The sequence below is a fragment of the Streptomyces sp. B5E4 genome, from assembly GCF_039871555.1.
Taxonomy (GTDB): domain Bacteria; phylum Actinomycetota; class Actinomycetes; order Streptomycetales; family Streptomycetaceae; genus Streptomyces.
The window spans coordinates 12847-30103 of record NZ_JBDPMI010000053.1; the positions used below are offsets into that span (position 1 = coordinate 12847).

At 73.5% G+C, this 17257-nt stretch carries 14 protein-coding genes; 11 read left to right on the forward strand and 3 right to left on the reverse strand.

Translation table 11 applies throughout. The features are described 5' to 3' along the window. Nucleotides 1–3: 3 nt before the first annotated feature. Nucleotides 4–1833, reverse strand: a complete 1830-nt coding sequence (locus tag ABGA99_RS35635) for a helix-turn-helix domain-containing protein (protein ID WP_347578608.1) — start codon at nt 1831–1833, stop codon at nt 4–6. A 201-nt stretch (nt 1834–2034) separates the two neighbouring features. Between ABGA99_RS35635 and ABGA99_RS35640 the strand changes: the two genes are divergently transcribed. From ABGA99_RS35640 to ABGA99_RS35650, 3 genes are read left to right on the forward strand one after another with little or no spacing between them, the layout of a single operon-like run. Then, nucleotides 2035–3456, forward strand: coding sequence for an aldehyde dehydrogenase family protein (locus ABGA99_RS35640; RefSeq protein ID WP_347578607.1), 1422 nt, complete (start codon nt 2035–2037; stop codon nt 3454–3456). Nucleotides 3457–3466: 10 nt separating this feature from the next. Beyond that, complete coding sequence (locus tag ABGA99_RS35645; protein ID WP_347578606.1) at nt 3467–3916, forward strand: heme-binding protein; 450 nt, start codon at nt 3467–3469, stop codon at nt 3914–3916. After that, nucleotides 3913–4632 (forward strand): YoaK family protein, encoded by a 720-nt coding sequence (locus ABGA99_RS35650; RefSeq protein ID WP_347578605.1) that lies wholly within the window; start codon nt 3913–3915, stop codon nt 4630–4632. The genes ABGA99_RS35645 and ABGA99_RS35650 overlap by 4 nt, the downstream gene beginning before the upstream one ends. Here ABGA99_RS35650 and ABGA99_RS35655 read toward each other — a convergent pair. Continuing rightward, entirely contained in the window at nt 4608–5273 is a 666-nt protein-coding gene (locus tag ABGA99_RS35655) for a dihydrofolate reductase family protein (protein WP_347578604.1), read from the reverse strand. The two genes, ABGA99_RS35650 and ABGA99_RS35655, sit on opposite strands and share 25 nt — an antisense overlap. A 75-nt stretch (nt 5274–5348) precedes the next feature. On the opposite strand from ABGA99_RS35655, the gene ABGA99_RS35660 reads away from it, so the two are divergent. From ABGA99_RS35660 to ABGA99_RS35690, 7 genes are all read left to right on the forward strand, one after another. Continuing rightward, entirely contained in the window at nt 5349–6233 is an 885-nt protein-coding gene (locus ABGA99_RS35660) for a LysR family transcriptional regulator (RefSeq protein WP_347584242.1), read from the forward strand. A 289-nt stretch (nt 6234–6522) separates the two neighbouring features. Beyond that, nucleotides 6523–7683 carry an aminotransferase class V-fold PLP-dependent enzyme gene (locus ABGA99_RS35665; protein ID WP_347578602.1) on the forward strand — a complete coding sequence of 387 codons (1161 nt, stop codon included), beginning with the start codon at nt 6523–6525 and terminating at the stop codon, nt 7681–7683. Between the two features lie 38 nt (nt 7684–7721). Further along, nucleotides 7722–9065 (forward strand): sugar ABC transporter substrate-binding protein, encoded by a 1344-nt coding sequence (locus tag ABGA99_RS35670; RefSeq protein ID WP_347578601.1) that lies wholly within the window; start codon nt 7722–7724, stop codon nt 9063–9065. Next, nucleotides 9062–9967, forward strand: coding sequence for a sugar ABC transporter permease (locus ABGA99_RS35675; RefSeq protein ID WP_347578600.1), 906 nt, complete (start codon nt 9062–9064; stop codon nt 9965–9967). The genes ABGA99_RS35670 and ABGA99_RS35675 overlap by 4 nt, the downstream gene beginning before the upstream one ends. After that, a complete protein-coding gene (locus ABGA99_RS35680; protein WP_347578599.1) occupies nt 9964–10794 on the forward strand; it encodes a carbohydrate ABC transporter permease in 831 nt (276 codons plus the stop codon). The genes ABGA99_RS35675 and ABGA99_RS35680 overlap by 4 nt, the downstream gene beginning before the upstream one ends. Nucleotides 10795–10806: 12 nt before the next feature. Beyond that, nucleotides 10807–12573 carry a glycoside hydrolase family 36 protein gene (locus ABGA99_RS35685; RefSeq protein WP_347584243.1) on the forward strand — a complete coding sequence of 589 codons (1767 nt, stop codon included), beginning with the start codon at nt 10807–10809 and terminating at the stop codon, nt 12571–12573. 134 nt (nt 12574–12707) lie between these two features. Next, entirely contained in the window at nt 12708–13751 is a 1044-nt protein-coding gene (locus ABGA99_RS35690) for a LacI family DNA-binding transcriptional regulator (protein ID WP_347584244.1), read from the forward strand. A gap of 83 nt (nt 13752–13834) precedes the next feature. On the opposite strand, the gene ABGA99_RS35695 is transcribed toward ABGA99_RS35690, so the two are convergent. Beyond that, nucleotides 13835–15733: a collagenase gene (locus ABGA99_RS35695; RefSeq protein WP_347578627.1), complete on the reverse strand. Its 1899-nt coding sequence runs from the start codon at nt 15731–15733 to the stop codon at nt 13835–13837. A 323-nt stretch (nt 15734–16056) separates the two neighbouring features. Between ABGA99_RS35695 and ABGA99_RS35700 the strand changes: the two genes are divergently transcribed. Beyond that, nucleotides 16057–17257, forward strand: a 1201-nt coding sequence (locus ABGA99_RS35700; RefSeq protein WP_347584245.1) for a sigma-70 family RNA polymerase sigma factor, incomplete at its 3' end; no start/stop codon positions are given.

Below are 17257 nucleotides of genomic sequence, written 5' to 3' on the forward strand. Positions count from 1 at the left end.
CCGCTACGCCGGGGGTGACAGCTCCGCCTGGAGCACCCGCAGCGAGTCGTTCAGCGTCTGGATGCGGTGCGCCAGCCAGACCGTGAACTGCGTCTCCGCGGACCGTACGTCCATCTGGAGCGCCCGCGAGGCCCGTTCGAGCTTGTAGAGCATCGTGTTGCGGTGGAGCTGGAGCCGCCGCGCCGCCGCGTTGAGGTTGCCCGACTCGGCGATGTAGGCGAGCACGACCTGCTCCAGGTTGCCCGTCTGGCCGTCCGCGCGGCGCAGCGGCTCCAGCACCTCGCGCGCGAACTCCCGCCCCTGCGCGCTCGCCGCCGCCTCCTCGACCGCCGCGAACACCCGCAGCTCCGCGTACCCGCAGACCTCCGGCACCTGCACGCGCCCCGACAGCTCCAGCGTGATCCGCGCCTCCCGGAAGCTCGCCGCCACCCCCGCCGCGCCCGTGGCCGCCCGGCCGTACGCGATCTGCGCGGCGGCGTCCGCCCGGCCCGTCACCAGCCGGTGCAGCCACCGCCCGTACCGCTGCAGCGCCGACTTCTCGGCCTGCGCGTCGAACGGCGCCGCGGCGTCGGCCGCCGCGAACTCGGCGACGACGACCAGCAGCCGGCCCATCAGCGTCGCCATGGTGAACCCCTTGCCGTGCCCCGGCGCCGCGCCCGCCGTCCCCTGGCCCGTACCGCCAAAGCCGCCTGCCACCCCCGCGCTGCCCGCGTCCGCCACCCCCGCGACCGCCCGCTGCACCGCCTGCGCCCGCGCCGCGCTCGCCGCCGGCATGGAGACGACGAAGACGGCGTGCCGCGCGTCCATGTCGAAGCGGTAGTGCCGCGACCGCGCCTCCAGCTCGTGTGCATCCGTGAACCGGGCGTGCACCAGCGTGTCCAGGAAGTCGTCCCGCGAGCGCTCCTCCGCCTCCGTGACCGACCGCTGCCGCAGGATCTCCGACGCGACCAATGGCGCCCCCTGCTCCACGATCACCCGGTGCTGCGCGAGCGCGTGGGACTCCGGCGCGAGCACCGGCTCGACCACGGCCACCGTCCCGTACGGCTCCCCCGCCACGCCCACCGGCGCGCACACCACGTGCAGCCGCTCGCCCCATGGGGCGGCCACGTCCAGGTCGCGGGCCCCTCCGACGTGACGGCCGGGGTGCCCGGCGAGCGGCGCGTGCGGCCTGGCCCCGCCCGCCTTGGCGTGGACGGCGTCCGCCAGCTCCTGCCACTCCGCGTCGGAGGCGGCCCGGTCGCGCTCGGCGCGGGCCAGGAGTTCGCCGCCGCGGTCCAGGATCAGCACCGAGCCGCCGGACAGCGTCGCCATCGAGCGTGCCAGCGCGGGCAGTCCCGAGCCGGACGCGAAGACCTCGCCGAGGGTGCGGTGGACGCGGACGCTGTACTCCAGCACGTGCGCCGTGTCGGCGATCGACTTCACCGCCACCAGCCGCCCGACGCGGTGGTAGTCCGCCTCGGGCGCCAGCCGCACCAGGGGCAGCCCGGCGGTGTCGGCGGCGCGCATGAGCGGGCCGAGGTCGGGTTCGGTGCCCTGCTGGAGCCGGGCGAGCACGGCGGCGGCGCCGCGGGCGGCGAGCCCGGAGAGCAGTCTGCGGGAGTCGGGTGCGGCGACGAGTTCGGCGGCCGGGGCGTAGACCGCGATGCCCGCGAGGTCCTCGCCGGCCGCGGGCCGGTCGGCGCCGGGCGGCGGCGGCAGCTCGGCCAGCGGCAGGCACCAGGTCACCTCGCGGCGCAGCCCGGCCTTGCCGCCCAGCAGCCGCCCGCGCAACACGGGCTCGGCGAGCAGCGATTCCACCGTCATGTGCAGTTTGTGCGATGTGTCGTGTGCCATCTGCCTACATCCTCCTGCGGCGATGGTGCGGATTGTACGAAGCCGCCTCGGCCGGAAACGCCAAAGCTAGGGACGAGGAACGAGGAACGTCACGGGAACCACGACGCGCTGCCCGGCCGATGAGGACGTGGAGGTCATCTTGTCGAGAAAAGCACTTGCACACCAGAGTCCGGGCAAACCGACCTGGCCGGGGGCACGGCGATGACGGCCCCAGATCCCGCCGCCGCCCCGGCCGTGCTGCGCTCCACCGACCCGGCGTCCCCCGGCGAGACCGTCACCGAGGTCGCGGCCACCGCTCCCGCCGAGGCCGCCGAGTCGGTACGGACCGCGCATCGGGCCTTCGACGGGTGGGCCGCCGCTCCCGCGGGGCGCCGCGCCGAGGCGCTGCACGGCGCCGCCGCGGAGCTGGCGGCGGACGCCGGAGGGCTGGCGCTGCTGATCTGCCGCGAAGAGGGCAAGACGCTCGGCTCGGCGCGCGGCGAAGTGGCCAGGACCGTCGAGCAGTTCCGGCTCGCGGCCCAGCTCGCGTACCTGGTGGAGGGGGCGACGTACCCCGGCGAGAGCCCGGGTGTCGCGGCCTGGACGCTGCGCGTGCCGCTCGGCGTCGTCGTCGCCATCACCCCGTGGAACTTCCCGGTCTCGCTCGCCGCCCGGAAGATCGCCCCCGCGCTGGCCGCCGGGAACACCGTCGTCTTCAAGCCATCGCCGGTCACGCCCGGCGTCGGCGCGCGGCTGGCCGCGGCCTGCCATCGCGGCGGGGTGCCGGAGGACGTGCTGCGGGTCGTCCAGGGCGACGACCCGGCGGCGATGGCGGCGCTGGCGGGCGCGCCGGAGGTACGGGCCGTGACGTTCACCGGCTCCGACCGGGTCGGCGCGGTGCTGCGGAGCACGGTCGGGCCCGCGGCCCGGGTCCAGTTCGAGCTGGGCGGGCACAACGCCGCCCTGGTCTGCGCCGACGCCGACCTGCCGCGCGCGGCGGCGGAGGTCGCGGCCGGGGCCTTCGGGCTCACCGGGCAGGTGTGCACGGCGACGGACCGGGTACTGGTGGAGCGGTCGGTGGCGGCGGAGTTCACCGCGCTGCTGGCGGAGCGGGCCGCGAAGCTGACCGCTGGCCGCGGCGACGACCCGGGCGCCGACATCGGCCCCGCCGCCACCGCCGGGCAGCGCACCCGCCTCACCGGGCTGCTCGACTCGGCCGTCGCCGCGGGCGCCGTCGTCGCGGGGCGCGGATCGCTGGCGCCGAGGGCGGATCCCGCGGGGCACTGGGTGCTGCCGGCGGTGCTGACCGACGTACCGGCGGACCATCCGGTGAACACCGGCGAGCTGTTCGGGCCGCTGCTGTCGGTGGTGCCGGTGGCCGGCCCCGGGGAGGCGCTGGCCGGGATCAACGCGGACCCGCACCGGCTGGTCACCGCGATCCACACCCGCGACCTCGGCACCGCGCACCGCTTCCTGCGCGCGGCGCGCTGCGGGGTCGTGAAGGTCAACGAACGCACCACCGGCAACGGCGTCGCGCCGCCCTTCGGCGGCTGGGGCGCGTCCAGCTCCGGCGCCTTCCCCGAAGGAGGGCGGACGGCGCTGGAGTTCGTCACGGACACGAAGACCGTGTACTGCGCGTACTGAGGAGACTCCCATGCACAGGATTCACCGGCTCACCCTCGAAGACGCCCTGGTCATGCTGGAGGCCGCCGAGGCGGAAGCGGCGCGGATCGGCGTCAGGCAGACCGTCTGCATCGCCGACGACGGCGCACACCCGATCGCCCTGCACCGGATGACGGGCGCGCGGCTGACGGGCGTGGAGATCGCCATCGCCAAGGCGTTCACGGCCGCCGGCCACCAGCGGGCGACGCACCTGTTCAACGAGGAACCGAAGGGCCCGGCGCTGCCCGGGAACGAGGCGTTCGGGATCCAGCACATGCACCCGGGGCGCTTCGCGGCGTTCGTGGGCGGCTTCCCGATCGTGTACGAGGGCGAGGTCGTCGGCGCCGTGGGGGTCAGCGGCGGCAACGGCGACCAGGACAAGGCGGTCGGCGCGGCGGCGCTGGCGGCGTTCGAACGGAAAGTGGCGACGGGAGCCGCGTGACGACTGCAACGGCGGCCCGCCCTGCGGTCGCTCCCGCGAAGGGCGGGGTGACGCTGCGCACGGACACGGCCCTGATCCTCCTCACCGTCACCGCGGGGATCACGGACGCGATCTCGTTCCTGGGCCTGGGCGGGGTGTTCACGGCGAACATGACGGGCAACCTGGTGCTCGTCGGCATGGCGGCCACGTCGGACGAGTCGTGGCAGGAGGTGCTGCGGGGCGACGTCCTGCGCTGCACCGCCTCGTTCGCGGGCTTCGCCCTCGGCATGCTCGCGGGCTTCCGCCTGCTCCGCACCCGCCCCGCCGGCTCCGTCCGGGTCCTCGGCGCGGGGCTCGCCCTGCACGCGGTGTTCCTCGCCGGCTGGGTGGCGACGGGCGCCGCGCCCAAAACGGCCGCGGGCGCCGGGCTGATCGCCGCGTCGGCGACGGCCATGGGCGTCCAGACGGCGGCGGCCCGGGGCCTGGACCGGGCGGGCATCACGACGACGTTCGTCACGGGCACCCTGACGTCGCTGATCTCCGGCCTCGCGCAGGGCGACCGCCGCCACGCCGCCCTGCGTACGGCGATCCTGGCGGCGCTGCTCGTGGGGGGCCTGATCGGCGGGCTGCTGCTGGCGTACGCCCCGAAGGCGGCGGCGGTGCCGCTGCCGGCGGCCACGGCGGCGGCGATGGCGCTGTGCGTACGACGGGGTCAGCGGTCCGAACGTAGGGGATGAACCAGGTACTTGAGGTGCGTGACTCCCTCCCCCTCGACGGCCCGGACCTGCTCCAGCCGCACGTGCGTGCCGTCGACGCCGTCGAGGAGGCGGGAGCCCCCGCCGAGAAGGACCGGGACGACGTGCAGTTCGAGCACGTCGAGCAGCCCGGCGGCCAGATACTGCCCGGCGATCCGGCCGCCGCCCCACAGCATCACGTCCTTGCCGCCCGCCGCCTCCTTCGCCTGCGCGAGCGCGGACTCGATGCCGTCGGTGACGAAGTGGAAGGTGGTCCCGCCGGCCATCTCGACGGCCGCGCGCGGGTGGTGGGTGACGACGAACACCGGATAGTGGTACGGCGGCTCCTCACCCCACCAGCCGGTCCACTGCTCGTCCTCGGCCCAGGGCCCGCCGCCGACGGGCCCGAACATGCCGCGGCCCATGACGGCGGCGCCGATGTTCTCGACGGCCTCCTCGAAGACCTGCGAACTGGCGTTGACCTCACCGCCCTCCTTGCCGTGCGCGTCGCGCCAGGCGGCGAGCGGCACGACCCAGTCGTGGAGGCTCTCGCCGCCCTCGCCGAGAGGGTTCTCGGCGCTCTGGTTCGGTCCGGCGACGTAGCCGTCGAGGGAGAGGGAGATGTGACACCTGAGGTTGGCCATGGGGGTGAGCATTCCGGGATGGCGGAATGACGTCCAATGCCAGAACATCGAACATCACATCAATATCCTTGATGAGTGCTGAACCTCGTCCAGCTGAAGGTGCTCGCGGCGGTGGCACGCCACGGCTCCGTGACCGAAGCCGCACGTGAACTCCACTACTCGCAGCCGTCGGTGAGCCACCACCTGTCCCGGCTGGAGGCGGCGACGGGCGCGAAGCTCGTCCAGCGCGTGGGCCGAGGCATCCGCCTCACCCCGGAGGGCGAACTCCTGGCCCGCCGCGCCGCCGAGATCGTCGGCCGCGTCGACGCGGCGACCGGCGAACTCGCCGCGCAGGTCGGCCTGCGCACGGGCCGCATACGCCTGGCGGCGAACGCCTCCGTCCTGAGCACGATCGTCCCGAAGGCGGCACGGACACTGGCCGCAGCCCATCCCGGCCTGGCGCTGGGCATCGCCGACCGGCACCCGGTCGAGGCGCTGCAGATGCTGCGCCGGGGAGACGCCGACGTGGCCCTCGTCTTCCGCCACGCGCACGCCCCGCTGGAGGACGACGGCTTCCGCCTCGTCCACGTGGCGGACGACCCGATCCATCTGGTCAGCCGTCACCCGGACGACAAGGTGGCCCACCACCGCGACTCCCCGTGGATCAGCGGCTGCGAACGCTGCCGGAGCGAACTGACCGCGGTCTGCGCGACCCACGGCTTCACGCCGCGGATCGACTCGGTCTGCGACGACATGGTCGTGGTCCAGGCCCTCGTCGCGGCGGGCCTCGGCGTCACGACCCTCCCGGGCCTGGCCCTGCGTGCGCACCGGGGGGCGGGAATCCACACGACGGAGATCCCGGGGGCGGAACGGAGGATCTACGCGGCGACGTACGGGACCCCCCCGGATCCGCCGGCAACGGCGGCGCTGATCGAGGCGATCCGGGAGGCAGCGGCGGAACCGAAGCGTCGGTGGCCTTGATACAGGCGTTCCCGATCACCATCTGCAGCAATCCTCCATGCGGACTGCAAGGAACCCTCCGGTCACCCGCCGCAGTTGCATGCGGCGGAGCGCAGGCGGGTGCGGGTGGCCGGCCGGCGTACGCCGGGCGGCAGAAGTCGCCCCCAGAGCCTGGTGTATCCCGGCTCCGCCGGACCTTCGGCCTTCTGGTTCTCCTCTCGTCCGATCCCTTGTCCGGGTCTGCGGCCGCTGCTAGTTTGAACGATCAAATCTTGGTGGTTCCATCACATGAAACGGCAGCTTGCGTCATATGAACGATCAAATCGAGGGCTACCTGCGGCGCTTCCACGAGCCCCCCGGCTACCTCGACTTCGCCCGCTTCGGGCCCGTGTCCGCCGACGTCCGCGACGTCCTCGCCCGTGCCGCCCACTCCTCCATGCTGCGGCCCTGCGAAGCGCTCGCCGAGTTCCAGGCCGAGGAAGCCGCCGCCTCCCAGGCGGCCGCCGAGCTGCTGGACGCCTCCCCCCGTGAGGTCACCCTGCTCAGTTCCACCTCACACGGGATGTTCGCCGCCGCCCACGCCCTCCGCGGGCCCGGTGACGTGCTCGTTTCCCGGGGGGACTTTCCCGCCGTCGTCTATCCCTGGCTCCGCGTCGCCGAGCACCACGCCGGGCTCCGCGTGCGCATGGTCGACGGGCCGCTGACCGCCGACACCGTCCGGCCGCATCTCGACGATCAGCTCCTCGCCGTCTCCGTCTGTGCCGTCGATGCCGCCACCGGGTTCCGCACCCCCCTCGCCGAGATCAAGGACCTCATCGGTCCCCGCCGTGTCCTCGTCGTCGACGCCGTGCAGGCCCTCGGCGCCGTCGAGTTCGCCGTCGATGCCGCCGACGTCCTCGCCTCCGGGGGGCAGAAGTGGCTGCGTTCCGGGTGGGGGGCCGCCCTGTTGCTCGTACGGGACCGGGTGGCCGATCTGCTCCGGCCCGGGCTCGGCGGGTGGTCCGGGGTGCAGGACCCCCTCGGGTCGTCCGCCCACCCCCATCCCGCCCTGCCCGGCGCCGCCGCGCACACGTTCACCAACCCCGACGGCCCCGCCGTCGCCGCGCTGCGCACCGGGCTCGACCTCGTACGCGCCGTCGGCGTCAAGCAGATCGCCGGGTTGGCCGCCGAGTCGCTCGGTCATCTCCTCGACGCCGCCCTCGCCGAGGGCGCCGAGGTGGCGAGTGGCCGCCATGCCCGTGGCGGCAGCGGCCCCCGTGGCGGCAGCGGCCCCCGCCCCTCCGCCGCCATCGGGCGGCTTCGGCTCCCCGGTCTCGACCCCGCCCTCCTCCACCGCACCCTCCTCGACGCCGGCCTCGCCACCACCCTGCGCGGCGACTGGATCCGGCTCTCCCCCCACGCCACCACCCACCCCGACACCTCCGCCCTGCTCGTGTCCGCCCTCCGGGCGGCGGGCTCCCGGCGGAGTTGACCCGACCCTCGCCTCATCTGTGCGCCAAGGAGTCAGATATGTCAGGCATATCGCGTCGTCGTCTGTTCCGCGTTTCCGGTGCCGGCCTCTTCACCCTCGCCTCCGGCTCCGCGCTCAGCGCGTGTACCGGTTCCGGCTCCCCCGCCGCCGGCGGCGGTGACGCCGACACCGGCAAGGTCACCGTCTGGTCCTGGACGACCGCCGCCGAAGCGCTCCGCGGCGTCGTCCCCGCCTTCGAGAAGGACAACCCCGGCATCACGGTCGACGTGCGGGACGTCGGCAACCCCGCGATCTGGGACAAGATCACCGTCGGCATGGCCTCCGGCGGTCAGGGGCTCGCGGACGTGCTGCACATCGGCTGCGACTACTTCCCCGGCTATGCGGAGAAGTTCCCGGGCGGCCTCGCCGACCTGTCCGCCCTCGGCGCCGACAAGCACAAGGACCGGTTCGCCAAGGGCCTGTGGCCGACCGTCCTGGACAAGGACGGCAAGGCCCGCGCGATGCCGTGGGAGGTGAACCCGCTCGGCTTCTTCTACCGCAAGGACATGTTCGACAAGGCCGGTCTCGACCCGACGGCCTTCGCGACCTGGGACGACGTCATCGACGCCGCCGAGGACTTCACGTCGGCCAATCCCGGCGCGTACCTCATCGGGCTCAACAAGCCCGCCTCCCCCGGACCCGACTGCGACTTCCTCCAGTCGCTCATGCAGCTCCAGGGCGCCTTCTACTTCGACCTCGACGGGAACATCACCCTCGCCTCCGACGAGGCCGTACGGGCCCTCACGCTCATCAAGCGCCTCGACGACGCCGGCCTCATCGGCGACTCCTCCGGCGAGCAGGGCTGGTCCAAGCTCGTCTCGGCGGACAAGGTCGCCGTCTCCCCGCTCGCCGCCTGGGCGGCGCACTACATGGAGGACCAGTTCCCCGACCAGTCCGGCAAGTGGCGGCTCACCCGGCCTCCGGCCGTCACCGACGGCGGCAAGCGGTCGGCGATCGTCAACTCCACCTATCTCACCGTCGCCGGCTCCAGCCCGCGCCAGAAGGCGGCCTGGAAGTTCGTCGAGTACGCGCTCACCAGGCCCCGCTCGATGAACGACATGTTCGACTCCGGCGGCGTCTTCCCCGCCCTCTCCGCCGCGTACGACGACCCGATGTACGCCGAGGAGCGCCCGTACTACGGCGGCCAGGCCGTGCTGCGGACGTTCACCGGACTCCTCGACGACGGCGCCGACGCCACGTACTACTCCGGCGACTACGCCCGCGCCCTCAAGCTCGCCAGCGACGCGCAGGTCAAGGTGCTCGTCAAGGGCGGCGACCCGCAGGCCGTGCTCCGGGACGCCGCGGAGCAACTGGCCCAGCAGACCCGGCGCTCCCTCGCATGAGTACCGCCGCCCTGGTCCGGCGGTCCCCGGCGAAACCACGGCGCCTCACCGTGCGGCGCGCCCTGCCGTACCTCCTGCTGGCCCCCGCGCTGACCACCTTCGCCGTGTTCAAGGCGTACCCCATCCTCGCCTCGCTGCGGCTGTCGTTCACCACCGGCTCCGGCGCCGACACCCGCAACGCCGGGTTCGACAACTACCGCCGCCTCCTCGACGACCCGCTGTTCTGGACGGCGCTGAAGAACACCGGCCTGATCCTGGCCGTCCAGGTGCCGGTCATGCTCGGCCTGGCCCTGCTCCTCGCCCTCGGCCTCAACTCGGCGTTCGTGCGCTGGCGCGCCGTCTGGCGGCTCGGGGTGTTCATGCCGGCGGTCACCGGGCTGGTCGCCACCGGCGTGATGTTCGCGTACCTCCTCAACCGCGAGCAGGGCGCCCTCAACTGGGTGCTCGGCGGCGTGGGCCTGCCCAAGGTCGACTGGCTCGGCAGCCCCTTCTGGGCCCGGATGGCCGTCGTCCTCGTCATGACCTGGCACTACACCGGCTACAACGCCGTGATCTACCTCGCGGGCCTCCAGGGCATCCCCAAGGAGCTGTACGAGGCCGCCATGGTCGACGGCGCCGGCCCCGTGCGCCGGTTCTGGTCCGTCACCGTCCCGGCGCTGCGCCCGATCCTGCTGTTCACCGTGGTGCTGTCCACCATCGGGACGCTCCAGCTCTTCGACGAGCCGTACGTCCTGACCCGCGGCGGGCCGGACAACGCCACCCTCACCGTCTCGATGTACCTGTACGAGAACGGGTTCCACTACTTCGACTTCGGCTACGCCTCGGCGATCGCGTACGCGCTCACGCTGATCGTCGTCGTCTTCGGCGCCGTCCAGATGAAGCTGATGGGAGAACGCGAATGACCAGGGTGCTGCGGCTGCGCGGCCTGCCGCTGACGCTGCTGCTGGCCGCGCTCACCGGCCTGTCGGTGGCCCCCTTCTACTGGCTGATCGTCTCGGCCACCCAGGAGAACTCGGACATCTTCGCCTGGCCGCCGAAGCTCGTGCCCGGCGGCCACCTCGGCGAGAACCTGTCCACCCTCCAGGACAAGGTGGGCCTGGTCCGGGTGCTCGGCAACTCGCTGGCCATCGCCGGGCTGCAGACGCTCGGGGCGCTGGTCATCTCGCTGCTCGCGGGGTACGCGTTCGCCAAGTTCCGCTTCCGCGGCCGTACGGTCCTCTTCGCCCTGCTGCTGTCCACGCTGGTCGTGCCCGAGCAGGTGACGCTGGTGCCGCTCTTCCAGATGATGATGGACTTCCGGCTGCTGGACAGCTACCAGGCGATCGTGCTGCCCGGCCTCTGCGTGCCGTTCGCGATCTTCCTGATGCGCCAGGCCCTCAGCGGGCTGCCGGACGAACTCCTCGACGCCGCCCGCGTGGACGGCGCCGGCGAGCTGCGGGTGCTGTGGAGCGTCGTCGTCCCCGTGATGCGGCCGGTGCTCGCCGCCCTGTCCGTCTTCCTCTTCCTCGGCTCGTGGAACCAGTTCGTGTGGCCCTTGATCGCGCTGCGCAACCCCGACATGCAGACCCTGCCGGTGGCGCTGGCGACGCTGCACGGCATGAAGACCAGCACCGACTACGGAGCCATCCTCGCCGGCACGGCCGTGTCCGCCCTGCCGATGATGGTGCTGTTCCTGGTCCTCCAACGGCAGTTCATCTCCGGCCTGCTGGCCGGGGCGACGAAGGGTTAGAGGAAAGAAGGCATGGAAGAGATCTGGGAACCGCACGCCCCGGCGGCCGCCTCCGGCCGGCCGCAAAAGCTCTCCGCCGACGGCCTCGACCTGCTGGTCACCGGCGAGGTGACGCGCAGCGCGGCGGCGGACGGCATCGTCGAGATCACGGTCTCGGGCCCCGGCGACGTACGCGTCGAGTGGCGCGTGCCGTGCGTCGACGCGACCGCGTTCTGGACCCCCGACACCCGCGGCCACACCTGGCTGCCCACCGCCTGGGCCGCGCCCCGGCAGGTGTCCCTGGCGCGCGGCGCGCCCGTCGCCGCCCTGATCGGCACGGGCGACGCAGGGCTGTGCGTCTTCGCCGCGGACCGCGCGGAGGTGCTGGCCGGGGCGGGAGTCGTCGAGGAGAGCGGGGAGTTCCGCTGCTGGATGCAGGCGGCGGGGCACGTGACCGTCCGCGTCGACACCTCCGGCCGGCACTTCGCGAGCTGCCTCGCCGGTGTCGCCGACTGGTGGCTCGGCGACCGTACGATCAGCGTCCCGGCCGCGGCGCGCCGCCCCGCGTACTCGACCTGGTACGCGATGCACCAGGACGTCAGCCCCGCGGCCGTCGAGGCGCAGGCCGCGCTCGGCAAGGAACTCGGCCTCGACACGATCATCGTGGACGACGGCTGGATGACCGCGGACCGCACCCGCGGCTACGGCCACTGCGGTGACTGGGAGCCGGTCTCCCTGCCGGACACGGCCGCGCACGTGCGGCGGGTCAACGAGCTGGGCGTGGCGTATCTCCTCTGGTACGCGCTGCCGTTCGTCGGGCGCGAGAGCTCGGTGTGGGAGAAGTTCCAGGACTACGCGCTGACCCGCGTCGACCACCTGCACGCCATCGTCGTCGACCCGCGCTATCCCGTCGTACGGGAGCATCTCGCCGACCGCCTCGCGCGCGCCGTCGAGGAGTGGGGCATGGACGGGCTGAAGATCGACTTCGTGGACTGGTTCGTGGCCCCCGACCCGCCCGCGCCCGGCCCGGAGGCCGACTGCACGACGGTCTCCGAGGGCGTGGAGCGGCTGCTCGGCCGGATCCACGAGCGCATCACGTCCGCGGACCCGGAGGCAATGGTCGAGCACCGCCAGCCGTACGTCGGCCCGGGGCTGTGGCCGTACGCCAGCATGGTGCGCGCGACCGACTGCCCGCTGTCCACCGTCGAGAACCGGCAGCGCACGGTCGACGTGCGGCTGGTCGCCGGGCCCGTGGCGGTCCACTCGGACATGCTGATGTGGCACCCGGCCGAGCCGGCCGAGCGGGTCGCGTGCCAGCTCATCGACGTGCTGTTCGCGGTCCCGCAGATATCGGTGGACCTGGCGGCGCAGACGCCGGGGCAGCGCGAGGCGCTGGCGTTCTGGCTCGGCGTCATCCGCGACCGCGCCGATGTCCTCCAGCTGGGTGCGCTGCGCCCGTCCCGGCCCGACCTCGGCTACCCGGTGATCACCGCGGACGGCGGCGGAACGGTGGTGGTCGCGCGGTACGCGCCGCTGCCGGTCGCGGTGGACGGCGGGCAGTGGCGCGAGCTGCTGGTCGCCAACGGGGACGCCGATCCGGAGGTGCGGCTCACCGGCGGCGAGGGCACGGCGGAGGCGGAGGTCAGGGATGCGCGCGGGCGGCTGGTCCGGCAGGGCAGGATCGACCTGGAGGCCGGCGACGTGCCGGGCGGGTCGACGGTCGCGGTGCCGCGCGGCGGGCTGCTGACGCTGACCCGGACCGGGGCCCCGGCGGCGGCGGGGACGGCCGCGGCGGGCTGACGCCTGTTGCGTACCGTACGCCCCGGCGGCACCGGCCGCCCGGCACCGACCGCCCGTACCGTACGACCACCCGTCCGTACCGCACCGCCCCCACCGGCGGCCCCGCCCGGGCCGCCGCAAGACACGGAGAGCAGATGACGCAGGGAAAACGCCGGCGGCGCCGCGCCGGAGCCACCATTGAGGAGGTGGCGCGCGCAGCCGGCGTTTCCCGGCAGACCGTGTCCAACGCGCTCAACGCCCCCCAGCGGGTCCGCCGCGACACCCTGGCGCGCGTCATGGAGGCGATCGAGCGGCTCGGCTACCAGCCGGACCAGTCGGCCCGGTCGCTGCGCACCGGTTCGCGGCGCACGATCGGGTATCTCGCCCCCGTCGACGACCCGTTCGACCCCAACCCGCTGATGGGCGGCTTCCTGGAGGCCCTGGTCGACGCCGCGGGCGCGGAGGGCCAGCGGGTGCTGCTGTTCCGCCCGGCGCACGGTGCGACCGACCCGCGGCCGGCGATCGACGAGCTGATCGCCGGCCGCCAGGTGGACGGCTTCGTGCTCTCCGACGTGCTCAGCGGCGACGTGCGGGTGGAGCATGTCGCCCGCGCGGGCGTGCCGTTCGTGGCGTTCGGCCGGACGGCCCCCGACACCCCGCAGCACTGGGTCGACCTCGACAACACCGGCGCGCTGGCCGACGTGGTCGCGCTGCTGGCGGCGCGCGGCCACCGCCGCGTCGCCTTCCTCGGCTCCCCCGCGGACCTGCCGTGGATGGCCGACCGCCGCGAGGGCTTCCGCCTCGGCGTGGAGCGGCACGGCCTGGACACGTCGGAGGCGCTCGAACTGACCGCCGTCCGCGACGACGCAGCCGAGACCGTCGCCGCCGTACGGGCCCTGCTGCACGGCGCGGACCGGCCCACGGCGATCGCCACCGCCGGCGACATGCTGGCGCTCACGGCGTACGAGGCCATAAGGGCGGAGCAGCTTTCCGTCGGCCGGGACGTCGCGGTCGTCGGCTTCCACGACAGCCCGATCTGCCGGCTGCTGCACCCCCCGCTCACCTCCGTGCGGCTGCCGCTGCGCCGGATCGCGGCCGAGCTGGTACGCCGCCTGCTGGCCCAGGTCCGCGGCGAACCGGTGGCGGGCCGCGGGCTGCTGGTGTCGGCCGAACCGGTCGTCCGCGCGAGCACGGGCTGAGTCGTGCGCCCCGGAGGGCGGCCTCGTACGCGGCCGGTGCCCCGTCCGCGGGTCGCGGGCGGGGCACCGGGTCGTCGCAGGGTCTACCGCGCGGCGGCGGTGCCGCAGTCGCCGGCCGCGCACTCGCTCAACCAGGCCGCGAAGTCGGCGTCGTAGCGGTTGCCGATGGTGCCGGTCAGCAGCGTGCGTGCGGCCTCCCAGTCACCCGTGCGGTAGTGCCCCAGCAGCGTGGCGACGTCATCCGGGTGGGACTGGATGAGGTAGCGGACCGCCAGGTAACCCCACTGGTAGGTGCGGGTGGTGTTGGTGTTCTCGTACGTCGTGTCGAAGAGGGTGCTGAGGGCGTAGGTGTTGTTGCCCGCCTCTTCGATCGCCTTCTCGTTGGTCAGGTCGCGGTACGAGTAGTTGATGTACTCGGCGAAGCCCTCGATCCACATGACGGTCGGGGTCTTCATGTTCTCCTCGAAGTCGCCGTACATGTTGAAGCGGCCGTCGAGGTAGTGCGTGTATTCGTGGTTGAGGTTCCAGATCTCGAACTCGTCGGCCCATTCGGCGCGGTAGGCGACGAAGCGCGGCAGGTTGCCTTCCTTTGCCGGGTCGCCTTCGAGGTACATGCCGCCGTTGTTGGTGTCGATGCCGAAGATGACGCCGGCGTAGGTCTGGTAGTCGAGGCTGGAGTCGAAGGCGACGACCTCCAGCTTGGTGTTGTTGTCGTCCGCGACGGGACCGTTGTCCTTGGCCACGCCGTGGAAGAACCCGTCCTGCCCGAGCATGCTCGTGCAGGACTGCTCAAGCTGCTCGTCGGTCAGCTTCTGCGCCACGATCTCCAGGGTGTCGGCACATGTGTGCGTGACCGGCAGCACCGCCTCGCGTACGCGCTCCTGAAGGTTGCACGTGCCGAAGAAGTCGCAGTTCTCCTTGTCGTAGGCGTCCGTCATCTCCGCGACGCCGACCCACAGCGCGGCGGTGGCGGGGTCGTCGAGGGAGGTGGCGCCGAGCAGTTCCTTGGCCAGCGGGCGGACCGCCTCGCGCAGCTCCTCGTGCTGCAGGAACCGGCCCAGCTCGCGGCCGGCGTTGGTGGTGAGGAACTGGTTCTCGGTGCCGATGAGGTCCTTGTGGTTGGCGGCGAAGTCGCGCAGGACGGTGAGCAAACTCTGGTCGGCCGCCACCGCCTGGACGAACTCGGGCACCCAGTTGCCGCGGAAGACCACGGTGTAGGAGCTGTTGACCGCGTTGACCATCCAGTAGAACTGGTCGTACGAGGAGTCGTAGCCGGTCAGCAGCTTCTTGACGACCTCGATGTAGCGGGCGTTCTCCATGGCGCTGTCGATCAGGATCACCGACTCGGAGAGCGTCTGGCCGTTGGCCTCCGTCACGTCGTACGCGCGCGCCGAGGTGAAGAAGGCGTCCAGACCGCCCTGGATGGCGGTCTTCAGCGCCGGACCGTACTCGCCGACGCCGTCGGGGTCGCCCCACTGCACGTAGTAGCCGGCGCGCAGGTACAGGACGATCTGGGTGATCGACGAGCTGTTGTCGCCCTGGTAGGCGGCGGCGAGGTCACGGTAGGCGCCCGCCACCGTGACCATCTGCGACTCCTGGAAGAGCGCCCGCGCGTCGGCACCGGTGACGCTGAACAGCGTGTTCACGCAGGCCGTCTCCGACTCCTTGATCTGGTCGACCAGCGCGCCGCCGGTCTTGGAGGTGAAGTCGCTGACGTTGCACTCGGCCGCCGCGGCGCCGCCGGCCGTACGGGCCAGTTTGCGCGCGGCGGCGTCGCCGTTGGCCTCCTGCGGCGGGAGGAGGGTGGCGTTGGCCTTCAGCTCGGCCGTCGTGGCCGGGTCGCCGGGCGCCAGGCTCTCGGCGAGCGCGTCGGGGGTGGACTGCTTCGGGGCGGGGATCGACCGCGGCGCGGGCGCCTTGCCCGGTGCGGCGGTGGCTCCGGCGGCGGGGGCGAGCAGTGCGTACCCCGCCCCCAGACACATCACCAGGGCGACCACCAGGAGGAAGAACCCCGTTCTCGAAATGGGGGGTTTGGCTATCAAGTGAGCCTCCGAGTTCGTACGTTCCGCGTGCGCCGGACGGCCTGGAGCATCTGGCTGTCATGCACACGAGGCTTGGTGCCATGTAAAATTACACACGTCACATAGCGAGCCAAGGTCCCCGCCCTCGCGGGCACTTGCACTTTTGATTCGTGAACACCCCGGCCGCATAACGGATTCGCATCGTCGCGGGATGAGCCGCCCGCCGCCCGCTCTCTGACCGGCAAGCGTTCTTTCGCCCACTCCTCCCTCATGGAATGACCGCCATGTCCGAAAGCCCCACCGCCTTTCCCGCGTCCGGCGCCGCCGCCGGCGACGCCGACCTGACCGCCCTGATACGCGAGGCCCTCCCCGGCACCGCCGACGCGGCGCTCGACGAGCTGTACCGGCGGCACCGCGCCGCCGTGCTCGCGTACGCGCGCAGTTGCACGCGCGACCCGCACACCGCGGAGGACCTGACGTCGGAGGCGTTCGCGGGCGCGCTGCGCGCGGTGCGCGGCGGCAGCGGGCCCGACGGGCCGTGGCGGCCGTACCTGCTGACGACCGTCCGGCGGACCGCGGCCGCGTGGTCGCGTACGGCCCGGCGCACGGAGCTGTCCCCCGACTTCGAGGGCTGGCTGACGCGGGCGCCCACGGTGGAGAGCAGCGAGGAGGGGACGCTGCGCCGGGAGGACGCGAACCTGGTGCTGCGCGCGTTCCGCAGCCTGCCGGAGCGGTGGCAGACGGCGCTGTGGCACTCGGCGGTCGAGGGCGAGTCGCCGGACCGGATCGCGCCGTTGCTGGGCCTGACGACGAGCGGCGTCGCGTCGCTCACGGCGCGGGCACGGGAGGGGCTGCGCGAGGCGTACCTGGCGGAGCGCGCGGGAGAGGCCGGGGCGCCGGCGGAGTGCCGGCACTACACGGGGCTGCTGGCCGCGTCGGTACGGCGCGGGGGGCGCCGGCGGCGCGGGCAGCGCGGGCTGGAGCACCACTTGGCGGTCTGCCGGCGGTGCCGGCGGACGAGCGCGGAGCTGCGGGAGCTGAACAGCTCGCTGAGCGCGGCGCTGCCGGCGGGCCTGCTGCTGTGGGCGGGGTCGTCGTACGGGGCGGACGGTGCGGACGGTGCGGGGGGTACGGGGGGCTCGGAGTCCGCCGGCTCCGCGGACGCCTCGGGCACGGGTACGTCCGCCGGCCCGGGTGCCCCGGACTCCGCGGCGGCCGGCGCCGCCGGCGGCAGCGGCTCCGGTGCCGCGGCCACCGGCGGCGACGCGGCCGGTGCGGGCACGGCCGCCGGGAGCGCCGGCGGCGCCGTGACGACGGTCGGCTCCGCCGCCGGCGGGGCGGCCGGCGGGGCCGCCGCGTCCACCGGGCTGGCCGCCGCCGTCAAGGCCGCGGCCGTCGGCGCCGCCGTCCTCGTCATCGTCGTCACCGGCTACACCACGCTCCCCAACCGCGGCGACCCCCCCCCCGCCCCCCCCCCCCCCCCCC

Excerpts from the sequence above, each read along its gene's own strand:
- ABGA99_RS35635 (WP_347578608.1), bottom strand. The coding sequence starts at position 1,833 with ATGGCACACGACACATCGCACAAACTGCACATGACGGTGGAATCGCTG.
- ABGA99_RS35640 (WP_347578607.1), top strand. The coding sequence starts at position 2,035 with ATGACGGCCCCAGATCCCGCCGCCGCCCCGGCCGTGCTGCGCTCCACC.
- ABGA99_RS35645 (WP_347578606.1), top strand. The coding sequence starts at position 3,467 with ATGCACAGGATTCACCGGCTCACCCTCGAAGACGCCCTGGTCATGCTG.
- ABGA99_RS35655 (WP_347578604.1), bottom strand. The coding sequence starts at position 5,273 with ATGGCCAACCTCAGGTGTCACATCTCCCTCTCCCTCGACGGCTACGTC.
- ABGA99_RS35665 (WP_347578602.1), top strand. The coding sequence starts at position 6,523 with ATGAACGATCAAATCGAGGGCTACCTGCGGCGCTTCCACGAGCCCCCC.
- ABGA99_RS35670 (WP_347578601.1), top strand. The coding sequence starts at position 7,722 with ATGTCAGGCATATCGCGTCGTCGTCTGTTCCGCGTTTCCGGTGCCGGC.
- ABGA99_RS35675 (WP_347578600.1), top strand. The coding sequence starts at position 9,062 with ATGAGTACCGCCGCCCTGGTCCGGCGGTCCCCGGCGAAACCACGGCGC.
- ABGA99_RS35680 (WP_347578599.1), top strand. The coding sequence starts at position 9,964 with ATGACCAGGGTGCTGCGGCTGCGCGGCCTGCCGCTGACGCTGCTGCTG.
- ABGA99_RS35685 (WP_347584243.1), top strand. The coding sequence starts at position 10,807 with ATGGAAGAGATCTGGGAACCGCACGCCCCGGCGGCCGCCTCCGGCCGG.
- ABGA99_RS35690 (WP_347584244.1), top strand. The coding sequence starts at position 12,708 with ATGACGCAGGGAAAACGCCGGCGGCGCCGCGCCGGAGCCACCATTGAG.
- ABGA99_RS35695 (WP_347578627.1), bottom strand. The coding sequence starts at position 15,733 with ATGTGTCTGGGGGCGGGGTACGCACTGCTCGCCCCCGCCGCCGGAGCC.